This is a genomic window from Arthrobacter sp. TS-15 (assembly GCF_006964045.1).
Lineage (GTDB): Bacteria > Actinomycetota > Actinomycetes > Actinomycetales > Micrococcaceae > Arthrobacter.
In genome coordinates this window covers 121,022-143,886 of record NZ_SDXQ01000014.1, presented here as the reverse complement: position 1 = coordinate 143,886, position 22,865 = coordinate 121,022, and the positions used below count along the sequence as shown (strand labels likewise).

At 63.2% G+C, this 22,865-nt stretch carries 19 protein-coding genes; 13 read left to right on the top strand and 6 right to left on the bottom strand.

Translation table 11 applies throughout. The features are described from left to right. Nucleotides 1-456 precede the first annotated feature (456 nt). The gene (locus EU811_RS06225) at nucleotides 457-1,128 is read right to left on the bottom strand and encodes a GntR family transcriptional regulator (RefSeq protein WP_142937616.1); all 672 of its coding nucleotides are present in this window, start codon (nucleotides 1,126-1,128) and stop codon (nucleotides 457-459) included. Between the two features lie 150 nt (nucleotides 1,129-1,278). On the opposite strand from EU811_RS06225, the gene glyA reads away from it, so the two are divergent. From glyA to purU, 7 genes are read left to right on the top strand one after another with little or no spacing between them, the layout of a single operon-like run. Continuing rightward, nucleotides 1,279-2,661, top strand: a complete 1,383-nt coding sequence (gene glyA / locus EU811_RS06220; protein WP_142937615.1) for a serine hydroxymethyltransferase — start codon at nucleotides 1,279-1,281, stop codon at nucleotides 2,659-2,661. Next, nucleotides 2,658-3,878 (top strand): sarcosine oxidase subunit beta family protein, encoded by a 1,221-nt coding sequence (locus tag EU811_RS06215; RefSeq protein WP_142937614.1) that lies wholly within the window; start codon nucleotides 2,658-2,660, stop codon nucleotides 3,876-3,878. The genes glyA and EU811_RS06215 overlap by 4 nt, the downstream gene beginning before the upstream one ends. 22 nt (nucleotides 3,879-3,900) lie before the next feature. Then, nucleotides 3,901-4,317, top strand: coding sequence for a sarcosine oxidase subunit delta (locus tag EU811_RS06210; RefSeq protein ID WP_142937613.1), 417 nt, complete (start codon nucleotides 3,901-3,903; stop codon nucleotides 4,315-4,317). Between the two features lie 2 nt (nucleotides 4,318-4,319). Further along, the gene (locus EU811_RS06205) at nucleotides 4,320-7,265 is read left to right on the top strand and encodes an FAD-dependent oxidoreductase (protein ID WP_142937612.1); all 2,946 of its coding nucleotides are present in this window, start codon (nucleotides 4,320-4,322) and stop codon (nucleotides 7,263-7,265) included. After that, on the top strand, nucleotides 7,258-7,896 hold the full coding sequence (locus EU811_RS06200; protein ID WP_142937611.1) for a sarcosine oxidase subunit gamma: 639 nt from the start codon (nucleotides 7,258-7,260) through the stop codon (nucleotides 7,894-7,896). Before EU811_RS06205 ends, EU811_RS06200 begins: the two co-directional genes overlap by 8 nt. Then, nucleotides 7,896-9,287, top strand: coding sequence for an L-serine ammonia-lyase (locus EU811_RS06195; RefSeq protein ID WP_142937610.1), 1,392 nt, complete (start codon nucleotides 7,896-7,898; stop codon nucleotides 9,285-9,287). The genes EU811_RS06200 and EU811_RS06195 overlap by 1 nt, the downstream gene beginning before the upstream one ends. 2 nt (nucleotides 9,288-9,289) lie before the next feature. After that, complete coding sequence (purU, locus tag EU811_RS06190; RefSeq protein WP_142937609.1) at nucleotides 9,290-10,189, top strand: formyltetrahydrofolate deformylase; 900 nt, start codon at nucleotides 9,290-9,292, stop codon at nucleotides 10,187-10,189. Nucleotides 10,190-10,282: 93 nt separating this feature from the next. Here purU and EU811_RS06185 read toward each other — a convergent pair whose 3' ends face one another. After that, nucleotides 10,283-11,743 (bottom strand): PucR family transcriptional regulator, encoded by a 1,461-nt coding sequence (locus EU811_RS06185; protein WP_142937608.1) that lies wholly within the window; start codon nucleotides 11,741-11,743, stop codon nucleotides 10,283-10,285. 108 nt (nucleotides 11,744-11,851) lie between these two features. Here EU811_RS06185 and EU811_RS06180 point away from each other — a divergent pair, with 108 nt between their 5' ends. Together EU811_RS06180 and EU811_RS06175 are read left to right on the top strand one after the other, a co-directional pair. Next, on the top strand, nucleotides 11,852-13,411 hold the full coding sequence (locus EU811_RS06180) for a purine-cytosine permease family protein (protein WP_142937607.1): 1,560 nt from the start codon (nucleotides 11,852-11,854) through the stop codon (nucleotides 13,409-13,411). Then, nucleotides 13,408-14,355, top strand: a complete 948-nt coding sequence (locus EU811_RS06175; protein WP_142937606.1) for a polysaccharide deacetylase family protein — start codon at nucleotides 13,408-13,410, stop codon at nucleotides 14,353-14,355. The genes EU811_RS06180 and EU811_RS06175 overlap by 4 nt, the downstream gene beginning before the upstream one ends. Nucleotides 14,356-14,417: 62 nt before the next feature. Here the strand turns inward: EU811_RS06175 and EU811_RS06170 are convergent, their stop codons facing one another. The 3 genes from EU811_RS06170 to EU811_RS06160 form a co-directional block, all read right to left on the bottom strand. Further along, complete coding sequence (locus tag EU811_RS06170) at nucleotides 14,418-14,927, bottom strand: DUF456 domain-containing protein (protein WP_142937605.1); 510 nt, start codon at nucleotides 14,925-14,927, stop codon at nucleotides 14,418-14,420. A 120-nt stretch (nucleotides 14,928-15,047) separates the two neighbouring features. Then, a complete protein-coding gene (locus EU811_RS06165; RefSeq protein ID WP_142937604.1) occupies nucleotides 15,048-16,238 on the bottom strand; it encodes an NAD(P)-dependent malic enzyme in 1,191 nt (396 codons plus the stop codon). A gap of 279 nt (nucleotides 16,239-16,517) precedes the next feature. Then, on the bottom strand, nucleotides 16,518-17,126 hold the full coding sequence (locus tag EU811_RS06160) for a TetR/AcrR family transcriptional regulator (RefSeq protein WP_142937603.1): 609 nt from the start codon (nucleotides 17,124-17,126) through the stop codon (nucleotides 16,518-16,520). Nucleotides 17,127-17,330: 204 nt separating this feature from the next. Here EU811_RS06160 and EU811_RS06155 point away from each other — a divergent pair, with 204 nt between their 5' ends. From EU811_RS06155 to EU811_RS06145, 3 genes are all read left to right on the top strand, one after another. Beyond that, nucleotides 17,331-18,458 carry an FG-GAP repeat domain-containing protein gene (locus tag EU811_RS06155; protein ID WP_142937602.1) on the top strand — a complete coding sequence of 376 codons (1,128 nt, stop codon included), beginning with the start codon at nucleotides 17,331-17,333 and terminating at the stop codon, nucleotides 18,456-18,458. Between the two features lie 51 nt (nucleotides 18,459-18,509). Beyond that, a complete protein-coding gene (locus EU811_RS06150; RefSeq protein WP_142937601.1) occupies nucleotides 18,510-19,655 on the top strand; it encodes an FG-GAP-like repeat-containing protein in 1,146 nt (381 codons plus the stop codon). Nucleotides 19,656-20,031: 376 nt separating this feature from the next. Next, on the top strand, nucleotides 20,032-20,877 hold the full coding sequence (locus EU811_RS06145; protein ID WP_238703319.1) for an FG-GAP repeat domain-containing protein: 846 nt from the start codon (nucleotides 20,032-20,034) through the stop codon (nucleotides 20,875-20,877). A 2-nt stretch (nucleotides 20,878-20,879) separates the two neighbouring features. Here EU811_RS06145 and EU811_RS06140 read toward each other — a convergent pair whose 3' ends face one another. Beyond that, nucleotides 20,880-22,184, bottom strand: a complete 1,305-nt coding sequence (locus EU811_RS06140; RefSeq protein ID WP_142937599.1) for an MFS transporter — start codon at nucleotides 22,182-22,184, stop codon at nucleotides 20,880-20,882. Nucleotides 22,185-22,341: 157 nt separating this feature from the next. On the opposite strand from EU811_RS06140, the gene rraA reads away from it, so the two are divergent. Continuing rightward, entirely contained in the window at nucleotides 22,342-22,815 is a 474-nt protein-coding gene (gene rraA / locus EU811_RS06135) for a ribonuclease E activity regulator RraA (RefSeq protein ID WP_011776445.1), read from the top strand. Nucleotides 22,816-22,865 lie beyond the last annotated feature (50 nt).

The window sequence follows — 22,865 nt, the reverse complement described above, 5'->3', positions numbered from 1 at the left end:
AGAAAACCATACGGCCGCAGAGGAGGCGTCGTCGGCACTCAAGTCCACATCGACGTCGAGCCCTTCGTTCCTGGCTGCTGTCCACGTTCCCGCGGGCCGGGCGGCGAGGCTTGCAACCTAGGGCAAGTCGGCCCCATAGGCCCACTGGAGATTGCATCCAGCAACTCCCAGTGGGACGTGAGAGAGCGATCAGCTCAAAACCGCGGGATGTGAGAGAGCGACCCGCTCAAAACCGAAAGACGTGAGAGAGCGACGCCAAAAAACCCGCAAGACGTGAGAGAGCGACCCACCCAAACCCGCAAGACCTGAGAGAGCGATCAGCTCAAAACCGCGGGATGTGAGAGTGGATCGGGAGGGGGTGGGGTTATCCGGCAGCGCGCGTCTAAGGGAGTGACGACCTAGCGCGCAGAGGATGAGCCCGCCGCCGGAAGGCGGGAGCACGGCAGGGCAGGAAAGCTAGAGGACCTTGCGGATGGTCTCTTCGAAGCTGACTACGTGGTGCAGGGCGAGCTCTGCGGCACGGTCTTCGTCGCCGTCGGCAATGGCCGTGAGGAGGTCGACGTGCTCGGAGATGTGGCCGGAAACGGAGGGCATCTTCTCGAGCATGTGGCACCAGATGCGGGTGGCGAGGTTGTCGTACCGGATGAGGACATCTTCAAGATGCGCATTGGCGGAGGCTTTGTAGATTAGCCTGTGCACCTGGATGTCGTAGCGCATCAGTTCCTGGGAGGAATTGTCCTGACCTTCAAGATCCCGGATCGCGGCGGCGACGGCGCGGAGCTCGGAACGCATGGCGGGGCTGGCCATCCGGGCAGCTTTCCTGGAGGCGAGCGGTTCCAGCAGTTCGCGGATTTCGGAGACCTCGGCGAGCTGGGTGATGTCCACGCCGGTGGCGAACGTGCCGCGCCGGGGGTAGGACACCACGAGGTGGTCGCTTTCGAGGCGCTTGATGGCTTCGCGGACAGGAGTGCGCCCGACGCCCAGTTCGGCGGCGATCTGGCCGTCGTTGATGGGGTCGCCGGGTTTGACGTCCAGCATGATGAGCCTGTCGCGCAGCAGCAGGTAGGCGTTCTCTGCTAGGGACGTGCCCTGCGGAGCTGACTCCAGTGCTTCAAGTGCTGCGCTCATTGCTCTCTCCCGTTGTCACAACCACGGTCCCACGGATGAGTTTCCCGGACCTGTTGACGACCATGTGATCTTCAACATACTATGGCAATAGTTCTAATATATCAGTTGCCTAACAGTCGGCCACTAGACAAGCTTTTGAAGGAGAACACCATGGTTGAACCGCTGATCCGCCCGCTTGCACAGGCGGACCCGGAGGTCGATCAGGCGATCGCCCAGGAACTCATCCGCCAGCAGTCCACGCTGGAAATGATCGCCTCTGAGAACTTCGCTCCTACGGCCGTCATGGAAGCCCAGGGCTCGGTGCTGACCAACAAATACGCCGAGGGCTATCCCGGCAAGCGCTACTACGGCGGCTGCGAACACGTTGATGTGATTGAACAGCTCGCCATTGACCGCTTGAAAGCCCTGTTCGGCGCAGAGTTCGCCAACGTCCAGCCCCACTCCGGCGCCCAGGCCAACGCCTCGGCCATGCACGCACTGATCACCCCGGGCGACACCATCATGGGCCTGAACCTCGCCCACGGCGGCCACCTGACCCACGGCATGCGCATCAACTTCTCCGGCAAGTTGTACAAGGTTGTTCCGTACGGAGTCCGCGAGGACACCCATACCGTAGATATGGCTGAAGTTGAGCGCTTGGCTCTGGAGAGCAAGCCGCAGCTGATCGTGGCCGGCTGGTCGGCGTACTCCCGCCAGTTGGACTTCGCTGAATTCCGCCGCATCGCTGACCTGGTGGGCGCCTACCTCATGGTGGACATGGCCCACTTTGCCGGCCTCGTGGCCGCTGGGCTCCACCCCAGCCCCGTGCCGCACGCCCACATTGTCACCAGCACCACCCACAAGACCCTCGGCGGTCCGCGCGGTGGCGTGATCCTGACCAACGACGCCGAGATCGCCAAGAAGGTTAACTCGGCAGTCTTCCCCGGCCAGCAGGGTGGTCCGCTGGAACACGTCATCGCAGCCAAGGCCGTTGCCTTCAAGATGGCCTCCGAGCCCGAGTTTCAGGAACGCCAGCTCCGCGTCCTTGAGGGTTCCAAGATCCTGGCCCAGCGCCTCCTGCAGGACGACGTTGCCGCAGCCGGCATCTCCGTTGTCAGCGGCGGAACCGATGTCCACCTTGTCCTCGCCGACCTCCGCCACTCGGTCCTCAACGGCCAGCAGGCCGAGGACACGCTGCACCGGATCGGCATCACCGTCAACCGCAACGCCGTCCCGTTCGACCCCCGCCCACCCATGGTGTCGTCCGGCCTGCGCATCGGCACCCCAGCCCTAGCCGCCCGCGGCTTCGGCGCCGAGGACTTCACCGAAGTTTCGGACATCATTGCGACGGCGTTGATCGCCGCAGCGAACAGCGGCACCCAAGCAGGCACCCAGGCAGGCGCCGAAGGTGACGTCACCCTGGACGAGACCACCGCCGTCGAACTCCGCAACCGCGTGACCGCCCTGGCGAACAAGTTCCCCCTCTACCCGCACCTAAACCACAACGGCAATGGCGCCGTAACCGAAGCAGAACTGATTGGAGCAGCCAAGTGAGTGCAGACCACCTCCCCGAACACCCGGACTTCCTCTGGCGCAACCCGGACCCGAAGAAAAGCTACGACGCCGTGATTGTGGGCGGCGGCGGGCATGGCCTGGCCACCGCATACTTCCTGGCGAAGAACCACGGGATGACGAATATCGCCATCCTTGAAAAGGGCTGGCTGGCCGGTGGCAACATGGCCCGCAACACCACCATCATCCGTTCCAACTACCTCTGGGACGAGAGCGCAGCCATCTACGAGCACGCCCTCAAGCTCTGGGAAATCCTCCCGGAAGAGCTGGAGTACGACTTCCTGTTCAGCCAGCGCGGCGTCATGAACCTGGCCCACACCCTGGGCGATGTCCGCGAAAGCGTACGCCGGGTGGGCGCCAACAGGCTCAACGGCGTTGACGCCGAATGGCTTGACCCGCAGCAGGTCAAGGAACTTTGCCCCATCCTGAACATCAGCGACAACATCCGCTACCCCGTCATGGGCGCCACGTACCAGCCACGCGCAGGCATCGCCAAGCACGACCACGTGGCCTGGGCGTTCGCCCGCAAGTGCGATGAGCTTGGCGTGGACATCATCCAGAACTGCGAAGTTACCGGCTTCATCAAGGACGGCAACAAGGTCACCGGTGTCCAGACCACGCGCGGCACCATCAACACCGAAAAGGTAGGCCTCTGCGCCGCCGGCCACAGCTCGGTCCTGGCAGAAATGGCAGGCTTCCGCCTGCCGATCCAGAGCCACCCGCTCCAGGCGCTGGTGTCTGAACTGCACGAGCCGGTCCACCCCACGGTGGTCATGTCCAACCACGTCCACGTCTACGTATCCCAGGCCCACAAGGGCGAACTGGTAATGGGCGCCGGTGTGGACTCCTACAACGGCTACGGCCAGCGCGGCTCGTTCCACGTGATCGAGGAGCAGATGGCAGCAGCCGTTGAGCTCTTCCCGATCTTCGCCAGGGCCCACGTGCTCCGGACCTGGGGCGGCATTGTGGACACCACCTTGGATGCTTCCCCGATTGTTGGCCTCTCCCCGGTGGAGAACATGTTCGTCAACTGTGGCTGGGGAACCGGCGGCTTCAAGGGCACTCCGGCGGCGGGCCTGACTTTCGCGCACACCATCGCCACCGGCGCTCCGCACCAGCTGAACAAGCCCTTCGCGCTGGAACGCTTCGAGACCGGCGCCTTGATCGACGAACACGGCGCCGCAGCCGTAGCCCACTAGCCAGGACAGGACAGGAAAAGACATGCTCCTCATTTCATGCCCCAACTGCGGGCCACGCGACGAAACCGAATTCCACTACGGCGGCCAAGCACACGTCGCCTACCCGGAGAGCCCCAACGACCTCACGGACCGCGAATGGGCTGAATACCTGTTCTACCGCGAGAACACCAAGGGAACTTTCGCAGAACGCTGGGTCCACAGCACAGGCTGCCGCCAGTGGTTCAACATGCTCCGCGACACCGTGAGCTACGAGATTCACTCCATCTACGGCATGGGCCAGCCCCGGCCGGACATCAAGGTGACGAGTCCAAAGAAAGCACCGGAACAGCCGGGCGAGTTCACCCAGGCCGGTGAGTTCGGCCAAGCCGGCGAACCGGGCCTCTCTCCCGGCGCCGCCTCCCCCACAGCTACCACCCCCATCTCTTCGGAAGGAGTCTAGAAGTGACCAGCAAGAACGCACGCCTCGCCACCGGCGGACGCATCGATCGCAGCATCTCCTGGCGCTTCACCGTGGACGGCCAGGAATTCACCGGCCACCCGGGGGACACCATCGCTTCGGCACTGCTGGCCAATGGCCACATCAACGCCGGCAACTCCCTTTATGAGGACCGCCCCCGCGGCATCATGGCAGCCGGCGTAGAAGAGTCCAACGCCTTGGTCAAGATCGCTCCCCGCTTCCCGGGCCACGTTGCCGAGTCCATGCTTCCCGCCACCGCAGTTTCCTTGGTGGACGGCATGAACGTTGAGCTCCTGTCCGGTCTGGGCAAGCTTGACCCGAACGAGGACAAGGCCGAGTACGACAAGAAGTACGTCCACACGGATGTACTGGTTGTCGGCGGCGGCATCGCCGGCCTGGCAGCGGCCCGCGAAGCTGTCCGCACCGGCGCCCGCGTCATCCTCATCGACGACCAGCCCGAGCTCGGCGGCTCACTGCTCTCCGGTTCCACAGCCCCGGATCTGGCGGAAGAAATCGAGGGCAAGCCGGCCCTGGAGTGGGTTGCGGACGTGGAGGCCGAGCTGGTTTCTGCCGCTGAATGCACGGTGCTGAACCGCACCACCGCATTCGGCTCCTACGACTCCAACTACTTCATCGCAGCCCAGAACCGTACCGACCACTTGAGCGTTCCGGCAGCATCGGGTGTCTCCCGCCAGCGTATTTGGCACATCCGTGCCAAGCAGGTTGTCCTGGCTCCGGGCGCCCATGAGCGTCCGCTGGTCTTCGAGAACAACGACCGCCCGGGCATCATGCTCGCCTCGGCAGCCCGCACTTACCTGAACCGTTACGCCGTGGCCGCCGGATCGCGCGTGGTCATCAGCACCACCAACGATTCCGCTTACGCTCTTGCCGCGGATCTGAAGGCAGCAGGCGTGGCGGTTGCCGCCGTCGTCGACGCCCGTCCGCAGATCAGCGCGAAGGCCGCCGCCGCCGTCGAGTCCGGTACCCGGGTCCTCATCGGCAGCGCCGTGGCTGACACCTCCGCGGATGAGAGTGGCCGCCTGAACGGGGTCACCGTCCGCAGTATTAACGACGACGGCGAACTCACCTCGGGCGTCGAAGAGCTGGCTGCCGATCTTCTTGCAGTTTCTGGTGGTTGGAGCCCGGTGGTTCACCTCCACAGCCAGCGTCAAGGCAAACTGCGTTGGGATGACGAGCTCGCAGCGTTCATCCCCACCGCTCCCGTAAGGGACCAGCAGGTGGTGGGCGCAGGCCGGGGCAGCTACGAACTCCAGGACTGCCTGGCAGAAGGTATCTCGGCCGGAGCAGCAGCATCCATCGCTGCCGGGTTCGAATCCGCAACAACCCCGATGGAACTGCAGGCTCCCGTGGCAAGTGCACCGAGCCGTCAGCTCTGGCTGGTTCCCGGCCAGACCGGCGAGCCCGGCGAGTGGCACCACCACTTTGTGGACTTCCAGCGCGACCAGTCCGTGGCCGATGTCCTCCGCTCCACCGGTGCGGGCATGCGGTCCGTGGAGCACGTGAAGCGGTACACCTCCATCAGCACGGCCAACGATCAGGGCAAGACGTCCGGCGTCAACGCGATCGGTGTCATCGCCGCAGCACTGAAGTTCGGTGGCGCAGAGAGCATCCCCGGCGTCGGCGAGATCGGAACCACGGCGTACCGTGCACCGTTCACCCCTGTCGCCTTCGCAGCCCTGGCTGGCCGCCAGCGCGGCGAGTTGTTCGACCCCGCAAGAGTCACCTCCATCCACCCGTGGCACGTGGCCCAAGGCGCACTGTTCGAAGATGTTGGACAGTGGAAGCGCCCCTGGTACTACCCGCAGGGCAGTGAGGACATGGACACGGCAGTCCTGCGTGAATGCGCCGCCGTCCGCGATTCCGTGGGCTTCATGGACGCCACCACGCTGGGCAAGATCGAGATCCGCGGCAAGGACGCGGGTGAATTCCTGAACCGCGTGTACACCAACGCCTTCAAGAAGCTCGCACCGGGATCCGCACGCTACGGCGTGATGTGCACCCTGGACGGCATGATCTTCGACGACGGCGTGACCCTGCGCCTGGATGATGACCGCTACTTCATGACCACCACCACCGGCGGCGCAGCCAAGGTGCTGGACTGGCTGGAAGAGTGGCACCAGACAGAGTGGCCGGAACTCGACGTGGTCTGCACGTCCGTCACTGAACAGTGGAGCACCATTGCCGTGGTTGGCCCGAAATCCCGCGCCGTGATCGCCAAGGTTGCACCCCAGCTCGCCGAAAACGGTGGCCTGGAGGCCGAGAACTTCCCGTTCATGACCTTCCGCGAAACCACGTTGGCGTCCGGAGTGCAGGCACGCGTTTGCCGCATCTCCTTCTCCGGCGAACTCGCCTACGAAATTAACATCCCGTCTTGGTACGGACTCAACACCTGGGAAGCTGTTGCTGCCGCGGGTGCCGAGTTCAACATCACCCCCTACGGTACGGAGACCATGCACGTGCTCCGCGCCGAGAAGGGCTACCCGATCGTGGGGCAGGACACCGACGGTACGGTCACCCCGCAGGACGCGGGCATGGACTGGATCGTTTCCAAGGCCAAGGACTTCATCGGCAAGCGCTCCTACCTCCGGCAGGACGCAAGCCGCGAAGACCGCAAGCACCTGGTGAGCGTTCTTCCCGTAGACCACTCGCTGCGGTTGCCGGAAGGCACGCAGCTGGTGGAGAAGGGCATCCCCGTCAACCCGGCCAACGGACCCGTCCCCATGGAGGGCTTCGTGACCTCCAGCTACCACAGCGCCGCGCTGGGCCGTTCCTTCGGCCTGGCACTTATCCAGAACGGCCGCAACCGCATCGGCGAGACCTTGGTGGCCTCGCTGGGAGACCAATTGGTGGACGTGGTTGTTGGCGAAACCGTACTTTTCGATGCTGAAGGGACCCGCAAAGATGGCTGAAACAGCAACCCCCGCAGAAACCGTGAACAGTGTTCGTGGGGCACGGCGCAGCCCGGCCCAGCACCTGGCTGAGGCGTTCACGTCCGGCTCAGTTCCGGGCATAGTGACACTCACCGAGATCCCGTACCAGGCCATGGTGGGCATCCGGGTTGACCGGACGTCCAACGCCGGCGCCCGCGTTGCGTCCGTGACCGGCGGCTTGCCTGCCGCTTGCGGTGAAGTGACGGGGACGGATTCCGTCAACACCCTGTGGCTCGGCCCCACCGAGTTCATGGTGGTGGCGCCGGAGGAAGCCCACGATTCACTGGGCGGATCCTTGGTCAGCGATCTGACCACTGCACTGGGCAACGACGCAGGCCAGGTGGTGGACCTGTCCGCCAACCGAACCACGTTCGAGCTCTCCGGCAGCCACGCCCGGGCAGTGTTGGAAAAGACCTGCGCGCTGGACTTGCACCCGCGTGTCTTCAAGCCGGGCACGGCCGTTTCCACGGAACTTGCACACATCCCGGTGATGCTGTGGAAGACTTCCGAGGACTCCTACCGGATCTTTCCCCGGGCCTCGTTTGCCGACTTCCTGGGCCGCTGGCTGCTGGACGCCATGAGGGAATACGCCTCCCCTGAGGTCCCCTGATGGCACTGAGTGTGCTTGACCTGTTTTCTGTTGGCATCGGGCCGTCGTCTTCACACACGGTTGGCCCCATGCGCGCGGCAAAGCAGTTCACGGACGGTCTCGAATCGTCCGGCCAGCTTCCGGCCACGGTGCGCGTCCAGGCTGAGCTTTTCGGCTCCCTGGGCGCCACCGGCCGGGGCCACGGCTCAGACAAAGCCGTGGTGCTGGGGCTGCAAGGCCACTCCCCCGAAACCGTGAACACCCATACGGCCGACGACCAGGTCGCGGCGGCGGCACTCGAGGCGGAACTGCGTCTGGGCGGCAACCACCGGGTGGACTTCAACTGGGACGAGGACGTGGTCCTGCACCGCCGCAAGTCGCTGCCTGCACACCCCAACGGCATGACGTTCCGCGCGTTGGACCACACGGGCGGCGTGCTCCGGGAACGCAGCTACTACTCCATCGGTGGCGGCTTCGTGGTGGACGGGGACGCAACCGGCACCGACAAAGTGGTAGCCGATGACACCGTTCTCCCCTACCCCTTCACCACGGCGGACCAACTCCTGGCGATCTGCGAGCGCGAAGGCATGTCCATCTCGGACGTCATGCTGGCCAATGAACTCGTGTGGCGTTCCGAAGAGGAACTCCGCGAACGGCTGCTGGGCATTTGGGCTGTCATGCAGGAGTGCGTTGACAACGGCTGCTCTGCCGAGGGAATCCTGCCGGGAGGTTTGAGCGTCAGGCGACGGGCGCCGTCGTTGTTCAAAAAGCTTTCCGAAACCGACGCGGACCTGAACGGTAGTGCCTCAGCGGACCCGCTCCTCGCCATGGAATGGGTCAACCTCTTCGCCTTGGCAGTGAATGAGGAAAACGCTGCGGGCGGCAGGATCGTCACCGCGCCCACCAATGGCGCTGCCGGCATTGTCCCGGCAGTGTTGCACTATTACACCAAGTTTGTTCCAGGAGCCAACGACGACGGTGTCGTGCGGTTCCTGCTGGCGGCGGCCGCCGTCGGAATCCTGTTCAAAATCAACGCGTCCATCTCCGGTGCCGAGGTGGGCTGTCAGGGTGAAGTGGGTTCCGCCTGCTCCATGGCGGCGGCCGGCCTCTGCGAAGTCCTTGGCGGGACGCCCGAGCAAGTGGAAAATGCCGCCGAAGTGGGCATCGAACACAACCTGGGCCTTACCTGCGATCCCGTGGGCGGGCTGGTGCAGATCCCCTGCATCGAACGCAATGCGATCGCCAGCGTCAAAGCCATCAACGCGGCCCGCCTTGCCTTGCACGGCGATGGCAGCCACAAAGTGTCCCTGGACAAGGCCATCAAAACCATGCGCGAGACAGGCGCGGACATGAAATCCAAGTACAAAGAGACCTCCCGTGGGGGCCTCGCCGTCAACGTAGTGGAGTGCTAGCCATGACTGCCATCCAAACCGAAACCACTGCCGCCTCCTCCGCGGAGACCACGGTGGAACACGTCCTCACCCTGGACTGCCCCGAAGGTCCCGGGATCGTGCATGCCGTGTCCGGATTCCTGCTGGACCACGGCTGCGACATCATCGACAACAAGCAGTTCGGCGACCGCGCAGAGGGCCACTTCTTCATGCGCGTGCATTTCGCGTCCGACGGCGATGACTCCACTGTTGATCAGCTGCGGAACGCTTTTGCCCCTGTGGGCGATAAGTACAGCATGAACTGGCAGCTTGAGCGTCAGGGATACAAGCGACGCGTGCTGATCATGGTCTCCAAGTTCGGGCACTGCCTGAACGACCTCTTGTTCCGGGCACGGATCGGCGAGCTGCCCATCGACGTGGTGGGCGTAGTGTCCAACCACACCGACCATCAGGGCTTGGCGGAGTGGCACGGGATCCCGTTCTTCCACGTCCCCGTCACGGCTGCCACCAAGCCCGCGGCCGAGGGGCGCTTGCTGGAAATCATTGACGAGCTGGACGTGGAACTCATTGTCCTGGCCCGCTACATGCAGGTCCTCAGCGACGACCTCGCCCGGAAGCTCGACGGCCGCGCCATCAATATCCATCACTCGTTCCTGCCGAGTTTCAAGGGCGCCAAGCCCTACCACCAGGCCTACGCGCGTGGAGTGAAAACTGTGGGCGCCACGGCCCACTACGTAAATGGTGAACTGGATGAGGGACCCATCATCGCCCAGCAAGTAGTGGAAGTGGACCACACTTTCGGACCGGACGATCTGGTGGCCGCCGGTCGGGACACAGAATGCAAGGCCCTCAGCAACGCCGTTCGCTGGCACTGCGAGGGGCGGATCATCCTGAATGGGAACAGGACGATCGTGTTGAAGTAGTGCTTGCCCCGCCGAGATCGCGGGTCGGCTGTGAATTCGCTGTTGCTGACGGGCGAATTCGCAGCGGACCCGCGATTTCGCGTTAGACCGGGGTTACACCCGAGCCAGCCGAGTTGCCAGATGCAGCGCAGCCAGCCGGCCGTTCCCGCGTGGGTCACCGCCGCACAGCTCGAAGATCCGTTGCAGCCGGTGATGCAGGGACTGCCTTTCCAAGTGCAGCTCGCGGGCGGCCTGGGCCGTGTTGCAGCCCGTATCCAGCCACACGCTCAGCGTCCTCATGAGTTGGGACTTCTTCAGACGATCATGCTCGACGACGGCACCCAGCTGCCGCTGGACGAACCCTTCACGTGTGGCCGGGTCAAGTGTTTCCTGAGCCAGGAGCTCCACGGCCAAGGTGTCGGCATCCACAACGCCTTTGCCTGGCGAGGCCAGATCAAAGGCTCGGCGGGCCTCCGCCAAGGACCAGGGCGCCTCAGCAATCCCGTTGCCCAATGGCCCCACAGCCACCAAGGATCCGGTGGGTACTTCCAGCCCTCGCAAGGCTTCCACCAGCGCACGCCTGGTGGCAGCCCCCTCCCCCAAAGCAGCGAGTGCAATCAGCTCAGCGTTGTCGGCGTAGCTCGCACTATGCGGCACAGAGAGCCGGAGCAACGCGTCCACCGCCGGACGCAAATGCCCGGCGCCGGTTGATCGAATCACCACTGCGGCCACCGCGCCCTGAGCAGGGAACCCCGACGCCGGACCCAGCTGCTGAAGTTGCCAGTGCTGTCCTCCCGAATTAATGGCACGCATGAGTTCGATGCCCGCCAATTCCTTCAGCCCCGGCGGCATACGCTGCAACAGTGCCAAGCCCAGAATGTCCACGGAACGTTCGCCGGCCACCCGCGCGAGGCCGCCGTCGCCGTCGTCGGGCATGTGCAGTTCAAGCCGCGCGGCAAGGACGCCGCGGACCGGCACGTCCACGATGGTGACGCTGCCGGCGACTTCGAACGAGCCTGCAGAACTGAGGGTGACGCCCGATGGTGAGAGCAGCCGCGCACTTGCCCCCGTTTTTTCGGACAGCACCGCCAGGAGTTGATCGAGCCCGCCGCCGTGGGCAAGCTCGGCTGCCATGGCGTGGCTGGCTTGGTCGCCGCGCTGAAGGTGCTCCACGGATTCGCTGACCAGGAGCGAATTGATCTCCTGCATGACTGCCACAAACGGAACCACGTGGCGCAGCTCGATCACGGGCAATCCTGCCGCCTCGGCGATCTCCAGCATGCGTGCAGGAACTTCGGGCAGGGCTGGACCAGTTTCGAGGGCCAAGGCAGCAATGCCCCGGGCTGCCAGCTCACGGACGTAGTCGGCTTGCCGTTCGGCTGTGACGCCGGCCAGGGCTTGGCCGCCACTGAGTAACAGCTCACCGCCGCTGAGGAGCGGAGCGATGTCCAGGACTTCACTGGAGTGGACCCAACGGACGGCGCGGCTCAACGCCTCAGGGACGTTGTTGAGGAAGCGGGGTTCTGCGGATTTGAGGCTCTGAGACTTCAAAGCCGAGCCCAGGGCTATGGACATGACACTCCGTACGGTTGCGATCTATTTGCTTAGACACATCGTATCTTGTTGCTGTGATCCGGGGCACATACGCTGAAAGGGTCCCTTTCATACACGGAGGCTCTCCCCATGCAAGACAACCTCTCTTCTTCGCGTTCGAGTTCAGCGCAAACAGGCTCTTCCCAGCCGGGCTCAACGCTGTCAGGACCGGCAACGGCGCCGGGCCACGACAGCGAAGCCTGGCTTCAACCCATTCCCGAATCAGACCGCACCCGCAAAGTTTCCGGACAGTTCTGGATCTGGGCAGGCGCCAACCTCGCACCTATCAACTGGGTGCTCGGCGCCCTCGGCATCCACCTTGGCCTTGGCTTCGCTGACACCGTGATCGTCCTGGTCCTGGGAAACCTGATCGGCATGCTGCTGTTCGGCTGCTTTGTCCTCCTTGGCCAGAAGACCGGCGCCACCGGAATGGTGTTGGCCCGCGCAGCGTTCGGCCGCCGGGGCAACTACCTCCCCGCCGCCATCCAAGCCCTGCTGGTGATCGGCTGGTGCGCCGTCAACACCTGGATCATCCTGGATCTGGTCATGGCGCTCTTCGGCACCCTTGGCTGGGTTGACCCGGAGGCCAAGAACTACGCCTGGAAGATCGGCGTCGCCACGGCCATCATGGCGGCCCAGGTAGCCATCGCCTGGTTCGGCTACAAGGCTATTGCAGCCTTCGAAAAGTGGACGGTTCCGCCCACCATCATCATCCTGGCCGTCATGTCATGCGTGGCGTGGTTCGGAATGAAGATCGACTGGGGCTATGCAGGCCCGGCCGGCAACATCCTTGAAGGTTCCGAGCGCATCGCCGCCATGAGCGCAGTGATGACGGCGATTGGCATCGGCTGGGGCATCACCTGGTTCACCTACGCTGCGGACTATTCCCGTTTCGTCAGCACCTCGGTCCCCAAACGCAAGGTGTATCTTGCCTCTGTCCTCGGCCAGTTCATCCCTGTGGTGTGGCTCGGCGTCCTCGGAGCAAGCCTGGCCACCAACAGCGGCGAAATCGACCCCGGAAAACTCATTGTCCAGAACTTCGGCGTCCTGGCCCTCCCGGTCCTCCTCATGGTCCTGCATGGTCCCATCGCCACCAACATCCTGAACATCTACACCTTCTCCGTGGCCACGCAGGCCCTGGACATCAAGATCAGCCGCCGCAAGCTGAACCTGTTCGTCGGCGTCTTCTCACTCATCGCCGTGGTGTTCTTCATCTTCCAGGAGGACTTCGCCGCTGTTCTCGATGCCTGGCTGATCGGGCTGGTCGCCTGGGTGGCCGCTTGGGGCGGGGTCATGCTGGTGCACTACTTCGGGCTTGATAAGCGTTGGCCGGCCAAGGTTGACCGCCTCTTCGATCCCGTAGGAACACACCGTTTGCCCGTCATCAACTGGGCCGGAATCGTCTCGCTGCTGGTGGGCATCTTCTCCACCTGGTTGTTCATGTACGGCCTGGTACCCGCCATGCAGGGTCCCATCGCCGTGGCCCTGGGCGGCTGGGACCTCTCCTGGCTGGCGGGCGGACTGACCAGCGCGGTGAGCTACGCACTCCTCGGGCCACGGGCCCACAAGAAGTACCTTCTGGCGGACTCAAACCACGTGTCAGTGACACAGCCAATCACTCCCGCAGTTCCCGAAAGGACTACAGCATGATCCAGCCCGCTTTCGCTGATTCGCTCCACCCGATCACATGGCCCGAGGGCTACCGGGCCGCAGCGTCCTTCACTTTCGACGTCGACGCCGAGTCCTGCACCATCGCCCATGATCCTTCCAGCACCCGCCGGATGTCCCTCATGAGCCACCAGTCATACGGCCCCAAAATCGCCGTGCCGCGCTTACTTCAACTCTTGGACCGACAGGACATCAAGGCAACGTTCTTCATTCCCGGCTTCACGGCGGAGAGCTACCCGGACGTAGTACGCAGGATCGCCGATGGCGGGCATGAGATCGCGCACCACGGATACCTTCACGAGCCCATGCAGGGGATCGACGCCGCGACTGAAGCGAGCTATTTGGACCGCGGCCTCGAAGCACTGGCCAACGTGGCAGGAATCCGGCCGGTTGGTTACCGGGCACCGTGGTGGGAGCTGAACTGGCAGTCCCCAGCACTGCTGGCGGACCGGGGCTTCCTTTACGATTCAAGCCTGCTCGACGGCGATGCCCCCTACCGCATGGCCGTCGCCGAGGGCGACTCCCGGGACATTGTGGAGATCCCAGTGGACTGGGCGCTTGATGACTGGGAGCAGTACGGGTTCTACCCCGGAGTCACGGGCAGCGGGGTGATCGAGAGCCCGGCCAAGGCTTTGGAAATGTGGACGCTCGAGGCCGAGGCACATCATTCACAGGGAAGCTGCTTCGTCCTGACCAACCACCCGTTCATCTCCGGCAGGCCGTCCCGTGCCGTCGCCTTGGAGCAATTGATGGAGCGGGTCAAGGACCTGGACGGCATGTGGGTCACCACCCTAGAGGAGATCGCACAGCACACCAAGGACACCGTGCAGGAAATCCACACCCACGCACGGATCGACGTCCCGTTGTTCCCCGGTGCAGGAGCAAGCTTCCGCCCGGCGCAGGTCAAGATTCCCACCCTCCGGTAATTCTTCCGCCGGGATGGCATGTGATGACAACTCTGTATCGCAGGCCATCCCGGCGACGGTGTTTAAGGGCCCCCGTACACCGCTTCTGTCCATACACCGATGATCCAGGTGCTCGCGGCGGCGCAGGCCAAGGCAAACTCCACCAGCATCCCTATGCCGGTCGCCTTCAGCGCAGCCCCGCTGGACCGCAGCGCAGCCTGGAAGTTTCGCGTGCGCTGCACTTCGCTAAGGAGCAGCCCCAGCGCGAACCCCACAAATAGACCCACCACGGGGATAACGAACATGCCCACCACGCCTAGGACCACACCAATCAGCACCGATCTGTTGGGGATCCCGTGCTGCTTCATTTTGCGCCCCGTCAACACGGCGCTGGCCGCCATTCCAGAGACCACAAACACCATGCCCACAGCAAAGATCACCCAGCCCATGCCACCGGCACCTCCCCAGATAGCCCAGGCCAAGAGGCTCGCGCCGATGAGGATACTGCCGGGGAGTACAGGAATGATGGTCCCGGCCACGCCTACCGCAATGGCCAGGCCACACAGGATGGTCACGATGAGTTCGGCGTTCATGGCCCCAAGTCTATGGGCCACTGAGTTAGCCGGCGTCGCGGCCGGCCGCTTAAGCACAAACGACGGCGACGCTCCCCAGCACGGGAGGCGTCGCCGTCGTCGGTCTTGCGTTGGTAACCGCTACTCGGTGACGGCTGCGGCAACTGCCGCGGTGACCGCCGGTGCCACGCGGGCGTCCAGCGGGCTCGGCACGATGTAGTCCGGGGAGAGGTCCTCTGCGGCGAGCTCAGCAATGGCGTTGGCCGCAGCGATCTTCATGGCGGGCGTGATGCGGCGGGCTTTGGCATCGAGCGCTCCGCGGAAGATGCCCGGGAAGGCCAGAACGTTGTTGATCTGGTTCGGGAAATCGCTGCGGCCGGTGGCCACAACTGCTGCGTACTTCTGGGCAACCTCGGGCAGAACTTCAGGGTCCGGGTTGGACAGGGCGAACACGATCGACTGATCGTTCATGAGCTTCAGGTGTTCTTCATCCAGCTTGGAAGAGGAGACACCCACAAAGACGTCGGCTCCGGTCAGTCCTTCGCCCGGACCGCCGCTGATGCCGCGGGGGTTGGTGCGCTGGGCCATGCGGGCTTTGACGCTGCCGGGATCGGCCACGAGATCTGCACGGTCCGCGTTGACCACGCCCTTGGAGTCGAGCAGGATGACGTCCTTGATGCCAACAGCCAGAAGGATCTCAGCAATGGCGATGCCAGCGGCACCGGCACCGGAGACGACTACCTTGAGCCCGGCGAGCTCGCGCTGGGTCACCTTGGCGGCGTTGGTCAGGGCGGCAAGAACCACCACGGCGGTACCGTGCTGGTCGTCGTGCATGACCGGGCAGTCGAGGGCTTCGATGAGGCGCTCTTCGAGTTCGAAGCAGCGCGGAGCCGAGATGTCCTCGAGGTTTACTGCGCCAAAGCTCGGGCGGAGGCGGACCAGGGTTTCGATGATCTCGTCCACATTGGTGGTGTTGAGGACCAGCGGGATGGAGTCGAGGTCGCCGAAGGACTTGAAGAGGGCCGACTTGCCCTCCATGACCGGCAAGGAAGCGCTGGGGCCAATGTTGCCCAGACCCAGAACGGCGGTGCCATCGCTGACCACAACAACCAGGCGTTCGGCCCAAGTGTGGGTGCGGGCCAGCTCGGGGTTGGCGTGGATTGCGCGGCTGACCTGGGCAACGCCAGGGGTGTATGCGATGGAGAGGTCGCGCTTGTTGTTGAGCGGGACGGTGCTGGAAATGGTCAGCTTGCCGCCTTCGTGGGCGGTGAAGATCTCTTCTTCACTAAGTACCAGGGCGTCGTTATCAGTTGCAATTGTCTCAATGGACACGTCTTTGTCTCCTCAGGCTAGCCGTGGACCCACGGCATGATTCGGGCAGGAACAGAACTGCTGGTGCGGGCCAAGGGTGACTGGTCCGGCATTGCTTCTGCAGATAGGGGGCTGCTAGCCGCTTCGGTGATTCCAGCCTAGGGACACGTTGAGGGTACAAGATTCAATACCAACAGAGACGATTCGAGAGTAAAACGTTCAACCAAGCCAAATTGTGAGCTACCTCACGCCAAAAAGCGTGTTTTGGGGCCGCATCGGTCTAGACCAGCGGCCCGTTTCTCATTCACCAGAGAGCAGCGTGCACGCTTTCTTCAGGTCCGTCTCCGCCTCAAATAAGGACAACCTCCGGCAGCGGACCGCCTGCACCAAGCCACTCACCAAGTGCAGCAGGATGCGGGCCTTCACCGTGTCCTTCCCCTGGTCCTTGCTCAACGAACCGACCACTTCTTCGGACAGGGCATCGATCTCGCGCAGCAGCTGCGCTGTGTCGTCATCCTTACCCGCAGGACGGATGAGGCAGTGCTCAATACCCGGTTGCATAACCCGCAAGTGAAAGATCTCCATCATCAAACCCGCGAGGGCATGGCCTTTACCTTCCCGCAGCCGGACGCCGTCGCGAAGTTCCCTCAACTGTTGCCGATAGACGGCCAGCATCAGGTGGGCAGTGGAAGGGAAGTAACGGTAGAGCGTACCGAGCGGAATGTCAGCCCGGGCCGCCACGTCAGAAAGGCTCAGCGTATCGAACTGCCGTTGGGCGAAGCCTTCGGCAGTCTTGAGAATGCGAGCATAGCGCAACTGCTGCCGCGGTGTGGTGGGCGCGGCAGCCATACGGGGCAGCCCCGTGGTCAGGTCAAGGGAGTAGGGTTCCAGTGAGTTTGTTGCGGGCATTTCCGGCGATCTCTTGGCAGGCTGACAAGGAAACGGCCGGCTGGGTCCAGGACCACGGCTGGCCGATCGCATCAATGATACGGGAGCAAAATGACCGTTTCCTGAGAGCTCGATCTGCTTCCATGAGCCATGCCTTTCCCGTCTATCCACCCGGCAGACATACACTTCATGCAGGTTTTGAAGCCACTCGGGAGGAACACACACATGGAGAAATTACGACGCCGGATGGCAGCAGCGCTGCTGACCGCCACTGTTGCGGCCATGGCACTGAGCCCCCTGCCGGCGTCGGCCGCGCCCAGCAACGGGCCGGACCCCATAGTCAACGGTCAAGCATTCGTCGGCAAGAAGCTGACCGCGGAGATCGGCCCGTACACGTTCTACGGATGCGGGGGCGGCAAAGGCCCCGATTTCACGATCTACTGGACCCGGGACGGCTTTCTGGTGGCCGGGGAAACAACACGCAGCTACACGCTGGAGCAGGACGACACCGGCGCCCGCATGGCCGCGCACGTAACAGCCAGCACCACGGCCTGCGGCGGAGAATCGCTGCACAGTAACGAAACCAAGCCCGTGGGAGCCACGAACAGGGCTGCAGGTTTCACCGGTCGCAGCTTTGAACTCCTCACCCGCGCCAACGATGGCTCGCTGGTGCTCTATGGGCGAAATGGCAATGCATGGGATCCAGCCCGAACCGTGGGTTACGGCTTCAACATCTTTAACACGGCGTTCTCCCCAGGCGACTTCGACGGTGACGGCAAAAGCGACGTGATAGTGCGTGACTCCGTCGGGGGGCTCTACCTCTTCAGCGGGGACGGCGCAGGCGGATGGAAGCCAGCCAAGCCCATCGGTAACGGATGGAACGTGTTTGACTCCATCGTCGGTCCGGGAGACTTCAACGGCGACGGCCATAACGATGTCCTCGCGCGAGAACCCGGCGGCGCCCTCTATCTCTACCCGGGCAATGGTGCCGGCGGCTGGTTGGCGCGAACCGCCGTCGGGACCGGCTGGAACGTCATGGACGCACTGGTGACGCCCGGCGACTTCAATGGCGACGGAAATGTGGACATCCTGGCACGTGACCGCAGCGGCTATCTGTTCTTCTACGGCGGCAATGGCTCAGGAGGCTGGTCGCGGTCCTGGATGATCGGCGTGGGATGGAACGCCCTCAAATATGTTGGCGGTGCCGGTGACTTCAACGGTGACGGCTTCCCCGACGTCTACGGAGTGGACCAGCAGGGCCGGCTGCTTGCGTACTACAGCGACGGCAAGACGGGGTGGAAAGGTTCCGAAGCGGTGGGCGCCGGATTCGGGTGGTTCACAGCAATCTTCTAGGAAGATCCCAGTCGCGGTACCATTAACCCCATAAAGTCTGGGGAGGACACAATGTTTGCTTCATCACGCCCTACGTCCGGCGTGCGCCGGGCTATAGCCGGAATAGGGGCTGCGATCTTTGCAGCAGTTGTTCTGGCCCCCGCCCCCGCCATGGCCACCATGGACCCCGAACCGCCGGTGATCACGGGCGCGCCATACGTTGGTTCCACCCTCACGGTCACCTGGGACCCCTACGCGTACAAGGGCTGCGGCGCTGCTGCCGGCCCGGACACACGCATCTATTGGACGCGCGATGGTGAAGTAGCAACGGACCACCCCACATGGCCCGACTATGTCCTCACTGAAGAAGACCGCGGCAAAACCATCGCCGCGCACCTGGTGGCCAACTATCCCTGTGAAGGCATGGAAGTCGCCAGCGAGGAAACCGCTCCGATTTCTGCGTCCAACCGGCCCAACGGGTTCACGGGCCGCGGGGCGTTCGAACTCCTGGCCCGCCGATCCGATGGCGCGCTGCTGATGTACCCGCGGGTCCAGAACTCCTGGGAACCGGCGAAGACGGTCGGTGCAGGCTGGAATATTTTCCCCACAGTGCTCTCCCCCGGCGACTTCGACGGCGACGGCATCAACGACGTCCTGGGCAGGGACTCAGCAGGCGGCCTCTACCTGTACAGCGGTGACGGCTCAGGCGGCTGGAGCGGCCCCCGGAAGGTCGGGACCGGGTGGAACATCTTCACTTCGCTGGTCTCTCCCGGAGACTTCAACAGCGACGGCACCAACGATGTCCTGGCCCGCGACGCCAACGGGGTTCTCTACCTTTACCCCGGCGATGGTGCCGGCGGATGGCTGCCCCGGTCCGTGGCGGGGCAAGGCTGGAACTCCCTGAACGCGCTCATCACCCCCGGCGACTTCGACGGCGACACCAACGTTGACGTACTGGCTCGCGATTCTGCCGGTTACCTGAGGCTCTACAGCGGCAACGGTGCCGGCGGCTGGAACGGCATGACCGTAGTTGGCCAGGGCTGGAACGGCATGAGCAAGATCGGCAGCGCCGGCGACATCAACGCCGACGGCAGCCTCGACGTCTTTGCTGTGGATGGCTCCGGCCAACTGCGCGCCTACTACGGCAACGGCAGGGCCGGCTGGGCCGGCGCTGAAGTTGTCGGCTGGGGTTGGGGCGGTTTCACGGACCTGTTCTAGCCTCAAGCCACCATTTCGAGGGTTCCTTGGCGCTTACGCTGTTGCGAACGGCACCGTGAGCAGGGAACCATCGAATTGGTGTGTGTTCGCCATCCATCCACGGCGTCGCAATATTCGGACCGCTATATGCCAGCGGGCCAGCAGGCGGTAGTGTCATCCCAATTGATCTCTTCGGCCAACTCTGTGCCGCCTTATTTTGGGGGAATCCTTGGGCTTTAACTCTGCCCTTCGCGCGCCTGCGCGCCGCCGCAGTCCACGCCGACTGCTTGCACTCATTACGGCCCCGGCTTTAGCCACTTGCCTCTTGGTCTCGGCCGTCCCTGCTTCCGCCGCTGAAGAAGCGGTGGACACCACGGCCTCCTTCACAAAAGATGCGGTGCCTAGCAAAGAATCCATCCAGGGGCTTCCCGTAGAAGCAGCCCCTAGATCGAAGGGTTTCGACGGCGACGGCACCTTCGATCTGTTCGCCCGGGACAACGCGGGCCGCTTGCTCCTCTACCCCACCGATGGACGAGGCAATTGGCGAGCGCCGCAAGTGATCGGCAACGGCTGGCACATTTACAACCTCTTGGTTTCACCGGGCGACTTTGACGGCGATGGAACCGTAGACGTCATGGGCCGCGACGGCTACGGACGGCTCTTCCTTTACCAAGGAAACGGCGCAGGGGCTTGGAAACAGGCCTTCCAGATTGGTCAGGGATGGCAGGGGTTCGTCAATCTGATCGCACCCGGTGACTTCAACGGTGATGGCACCAACGACATCCTTGCCCAGGATGGTTCAGGCAATGTCTTCCTCTACCCCGGCAACGGGCGGGGTGGTTGGCTCACGCCGAGCAAGGTCACTACGAGCTGGCAGGGACTAGATGCTGCAGGGGCCGGGCATTTCTATGGCACATCCGAAGCCGTGGTCCTCGCGCGCACCCGCTTTGGCGACTTGCAGGCCCGTTCATCGCAGCGCAACGGTTTCTTCTTCGATTACGGTAGCCCCGACGCCTTTGACGGAACCATTGGCAGGGGCTGGGAGGCGCTTAGTCGTTTCGGGATTGCCGGTGACTTCAACGGAGATGGCTACAACGACGTCTATGGCATCAGCCCCAACGGCCTGCTGACGATGTACCTCGCCGACCCTTCAGGCTTCAGCAGCTGGGGCATCTACGGCTTCAAATGGAAGGGGCAGCCGGTAGTCGGAAGTGGCTGGAACGTCATGAACTACGTCTTTTAGGACTAGTCCACGCTCTTGATCTTCACCACAAACACGGCGCCCAAGAGCCCAATGACTGCGGCGGCTACGTACAGCGAGACGTAGCCGCCCCAATAGTCAACGAAGAGAAAAGCGATACCTGGAGCCAGCACCTGCGGCATTGAGTTTGCGATATTGATAACCCCCAGGTCCCTTCCCCGGTCAAGTGCTTTGGGTAGTACCTGAGTGATGAGTGCGAAGTCCACGGCCAAGTAGGCACCGAACCCGATCCCGAGAACCACTGCGCCCGTAATCGCCCCTGTCCATGTCGGGGAAAAAGCGAGGATCAGTGAGGCTACGGCGATGACGACGGATGAGGCAATGACCAAGGGCTTTCGCTTGCCCGTCCTGTCGCTCATCCGGCCACCCACGACGCTGGTAATGATGACGGCGACGGCATAAAGGCCGGTAACGACCAGCACCCCGAACTCGGGGTCAATGCCATTGACCTCCTTCAAGCGGACAGCATCCGTCAGGAAATAGAGCAGGTAGATAGTAACCATGTGATTTCCCGTGCTTACCAAGAACCTGGTCAACCACGCCCAAGCGAAATCCGGGTAGCGCTTGGGCGAAACCCAAAAGCCTTTGAGGAATTCAGCCATTTTGAACGGTGGACGCTCGCTAGGCGACAGTGGCTGATCGTCGCTCTTGAATAGATACAGAACGACGCCGGCCAGCAGCGCCGCGGCGCAGACCCAGTATCCGGCGGCGAAGTTCCCAGCTACGACAGCAGCGATTACTGCGCCAACGAGGATACCCACGGTCTGACCCATGGCTGCCAATCCGCCTACGGTTCCCCGCTGCGGTACGGGCACTCTGTCCGGGATAGCAGCGAAGATAGCCGCGTACATGGCGTTGGCTCCGGCCTGCACCAGGCACCACAGCAAAGTCATGGCTGCAACGTTGGGAGCACCGGCCAAAGCAATAAGCGCAGCAGCTCCAAGGATGGCGCCCATCAGTACCCAGGGAACGCGGCGACCAAACCTGGACGTCGTGCGGTCGCTGAAGGCCCCGAAGAGCGGGTTCGCCACCATGGAAACGGCCGCGCCGCAGCCCGTTACCAAGGCCAGAATGGCTTTCTTTTCATCCTCGTCGAAGTACGCCGCTTGTTGCGCAAGAAGAACCTGGAGGGGTCCAAAGAACGCTGCATTGATGCCCAGGTTAACCAGCACCACGCCCGTAACCCACAGGGGTCGCACACGGCTGACCGGCTCGGCCAGCGCCGTTGCGGTACCTCCACGGACTACGGCTGGGTCCGGCACCGGTCCCGGCAGATCGGACAAGCTCATGGCAGGTTCCCCCTCTTTGAATGTTTGGATTCAGCCTAGCGCGACGCGGCCACACTGAACCGCCGTCGGGTCTTTTATCCACATAGGCCGAAACAACTCCTGCCGCAGCACTGAACCAGGGGTTAGTGTGGCCTCAAACCGATAGAGGAGCAGCACCGTGAGTGAGCAAGTAAATACCGCCGATCTCTACGACGATCGCGGCGAGGAACTCGAGTCCATCGCCATCCAGTTTCACAACCTGGGCGGGCGCACGCATTTCAGCGGGCCTGTCCGCACTATCCGCTGCTTCGAGGACAACGCCCTGGTCAAGACCATCCTCAATACACCCGGCGACGGCGCCGTTCTGGTCATCGATGGACAAGGGTCACTGAGGACAGCACTCATGGGAGACATGATTGCGGAAAGCGCTGTGGCCAATGGCTGGGCTGGCGTAGTGATCAACGGTGCCATTCGAGACCGCGAGGCGATCGCCCGCTTACCCCTGGGCGTCAAGGCACTCGGCAGTAACCCGAAGAAGAGCGCCAAGACAGGTGTGGGTGAAGTGGATGTCCAGCTGGTCATCGATCGCGTCCGTATCCAGCCAGGCGTGATGATCTTCTGCGATCCGGACGGCATTCTGATCGAGCGCTGACCCTCACCGGGCTGCCGACTTAGAGGGAAAGTGGAAGAAATATTATCCCG

What these genes read in the sequence shown, in the direction of transcription:
- EU811_RS06225 (WP_142937616.1), bottom strand. Translation starts at nt 1,128, where the DNA reads ATGAGCGCAGCACTTGAAGCACTGGAGTCAGCTCCGCAGGGCACGTCC.
- glyA (WP_142937615.1), top strand. Translation starts at nt 1,279, where the DNA reads ATGGTTGAACCGCTGATCCGCCCGCTTGCACAGGCGGACCCGGAGGTC.
- EU811_RS06210 (WP_142937613.1), top strand. Translation starts at nt 3,901, where the DNA reads ATGCTCCTCATTTCATGCCCCAACTGCGGGCCACGCGACGAAACCGAA.
- EU811_RS06200 (WP_142937611.1), top strand. Translation starts at nt 7,258, where the DNA reads ATGGCTGAAACAGCAACCCCCGCAGAAACCGTGAACAGTGTTCGTGGG.
- EU811_RS06195 (WP_142937610.1), top strand. Translation starts at nt 7,896, where the DNA reads ATGGCACTGAGTGTGCTTGACCTGTTTTCTGTTGGCATCGGGCCGTCG.
- purU (WP_142937609.1), top strand. Translation starts at nt 9,290, where the DNA reads ATGACTGCCATCCAAACCGAAACCACTGCCGCCTCCTCCGCGGAGACC.
- EU811_RS06185 (WP_142937608.1), bottom strand. Translation starts at nt 11,743, where the DNA reads ATGTCCATAGCCCTGGGCTCGGCTTTGAAGTCTCAGAGCCTCAAATCC.
- EU811_RS06180 (WP_142937607.1), top strand. Translation starts at nt 11,852, where the DNA reads ATGCAAGACAACCTCTCTTCTTCGCGTTCGAGTTCAGCGCAAACAGGC.
- EU811_RS06175 (WP_142937606.1), top strand. Translation starts at nt 13,408, where the DNA reads ATGATCCAGCCCGCTTTCGCTGATTCGCTCCACCCGATCACATGGCCC.
- EU811_RS06170 (WP_142937605.1), bottom strand. Translation starts at nt 14,927, where the DNA reads ATGAACGCCGAACTCATCGTGACCATCCTGTGTGGCCTGGCCATTGCG.
- EU811_RS06160 (WP_142937603.1), bottom strand. Translation starts at nt 17,126, where the DNA reads ATGCCCGCAACAAACTCACTGGAACCCTACTCCCTTGACCTGACCACG.
- EU811_RS06155 (WP_142937602.1), top strand. Translation starts at nt 17,331, where the DNA reads ATGGAGAAATTACGACGCCGGATGGCAGCAGCGCTGCTGACCGCCACT.
- EU811_RS06150 (WP_142937601.1), top strand. Translation starts at nt 18,510, where the DNA reads ATGTTTGCTTCATCACGCCCTACGTCCGGCGTGCGCCGGGCTATAGCC.
- EU811_RS06140 (WP_142937599.1), bottom strand. Translation starts at nt 22,184, where the DNA reads ATGAGCTTGTCCGATCTGCCGGGACCGGTGCCGGACCCAGCCGTAGTC.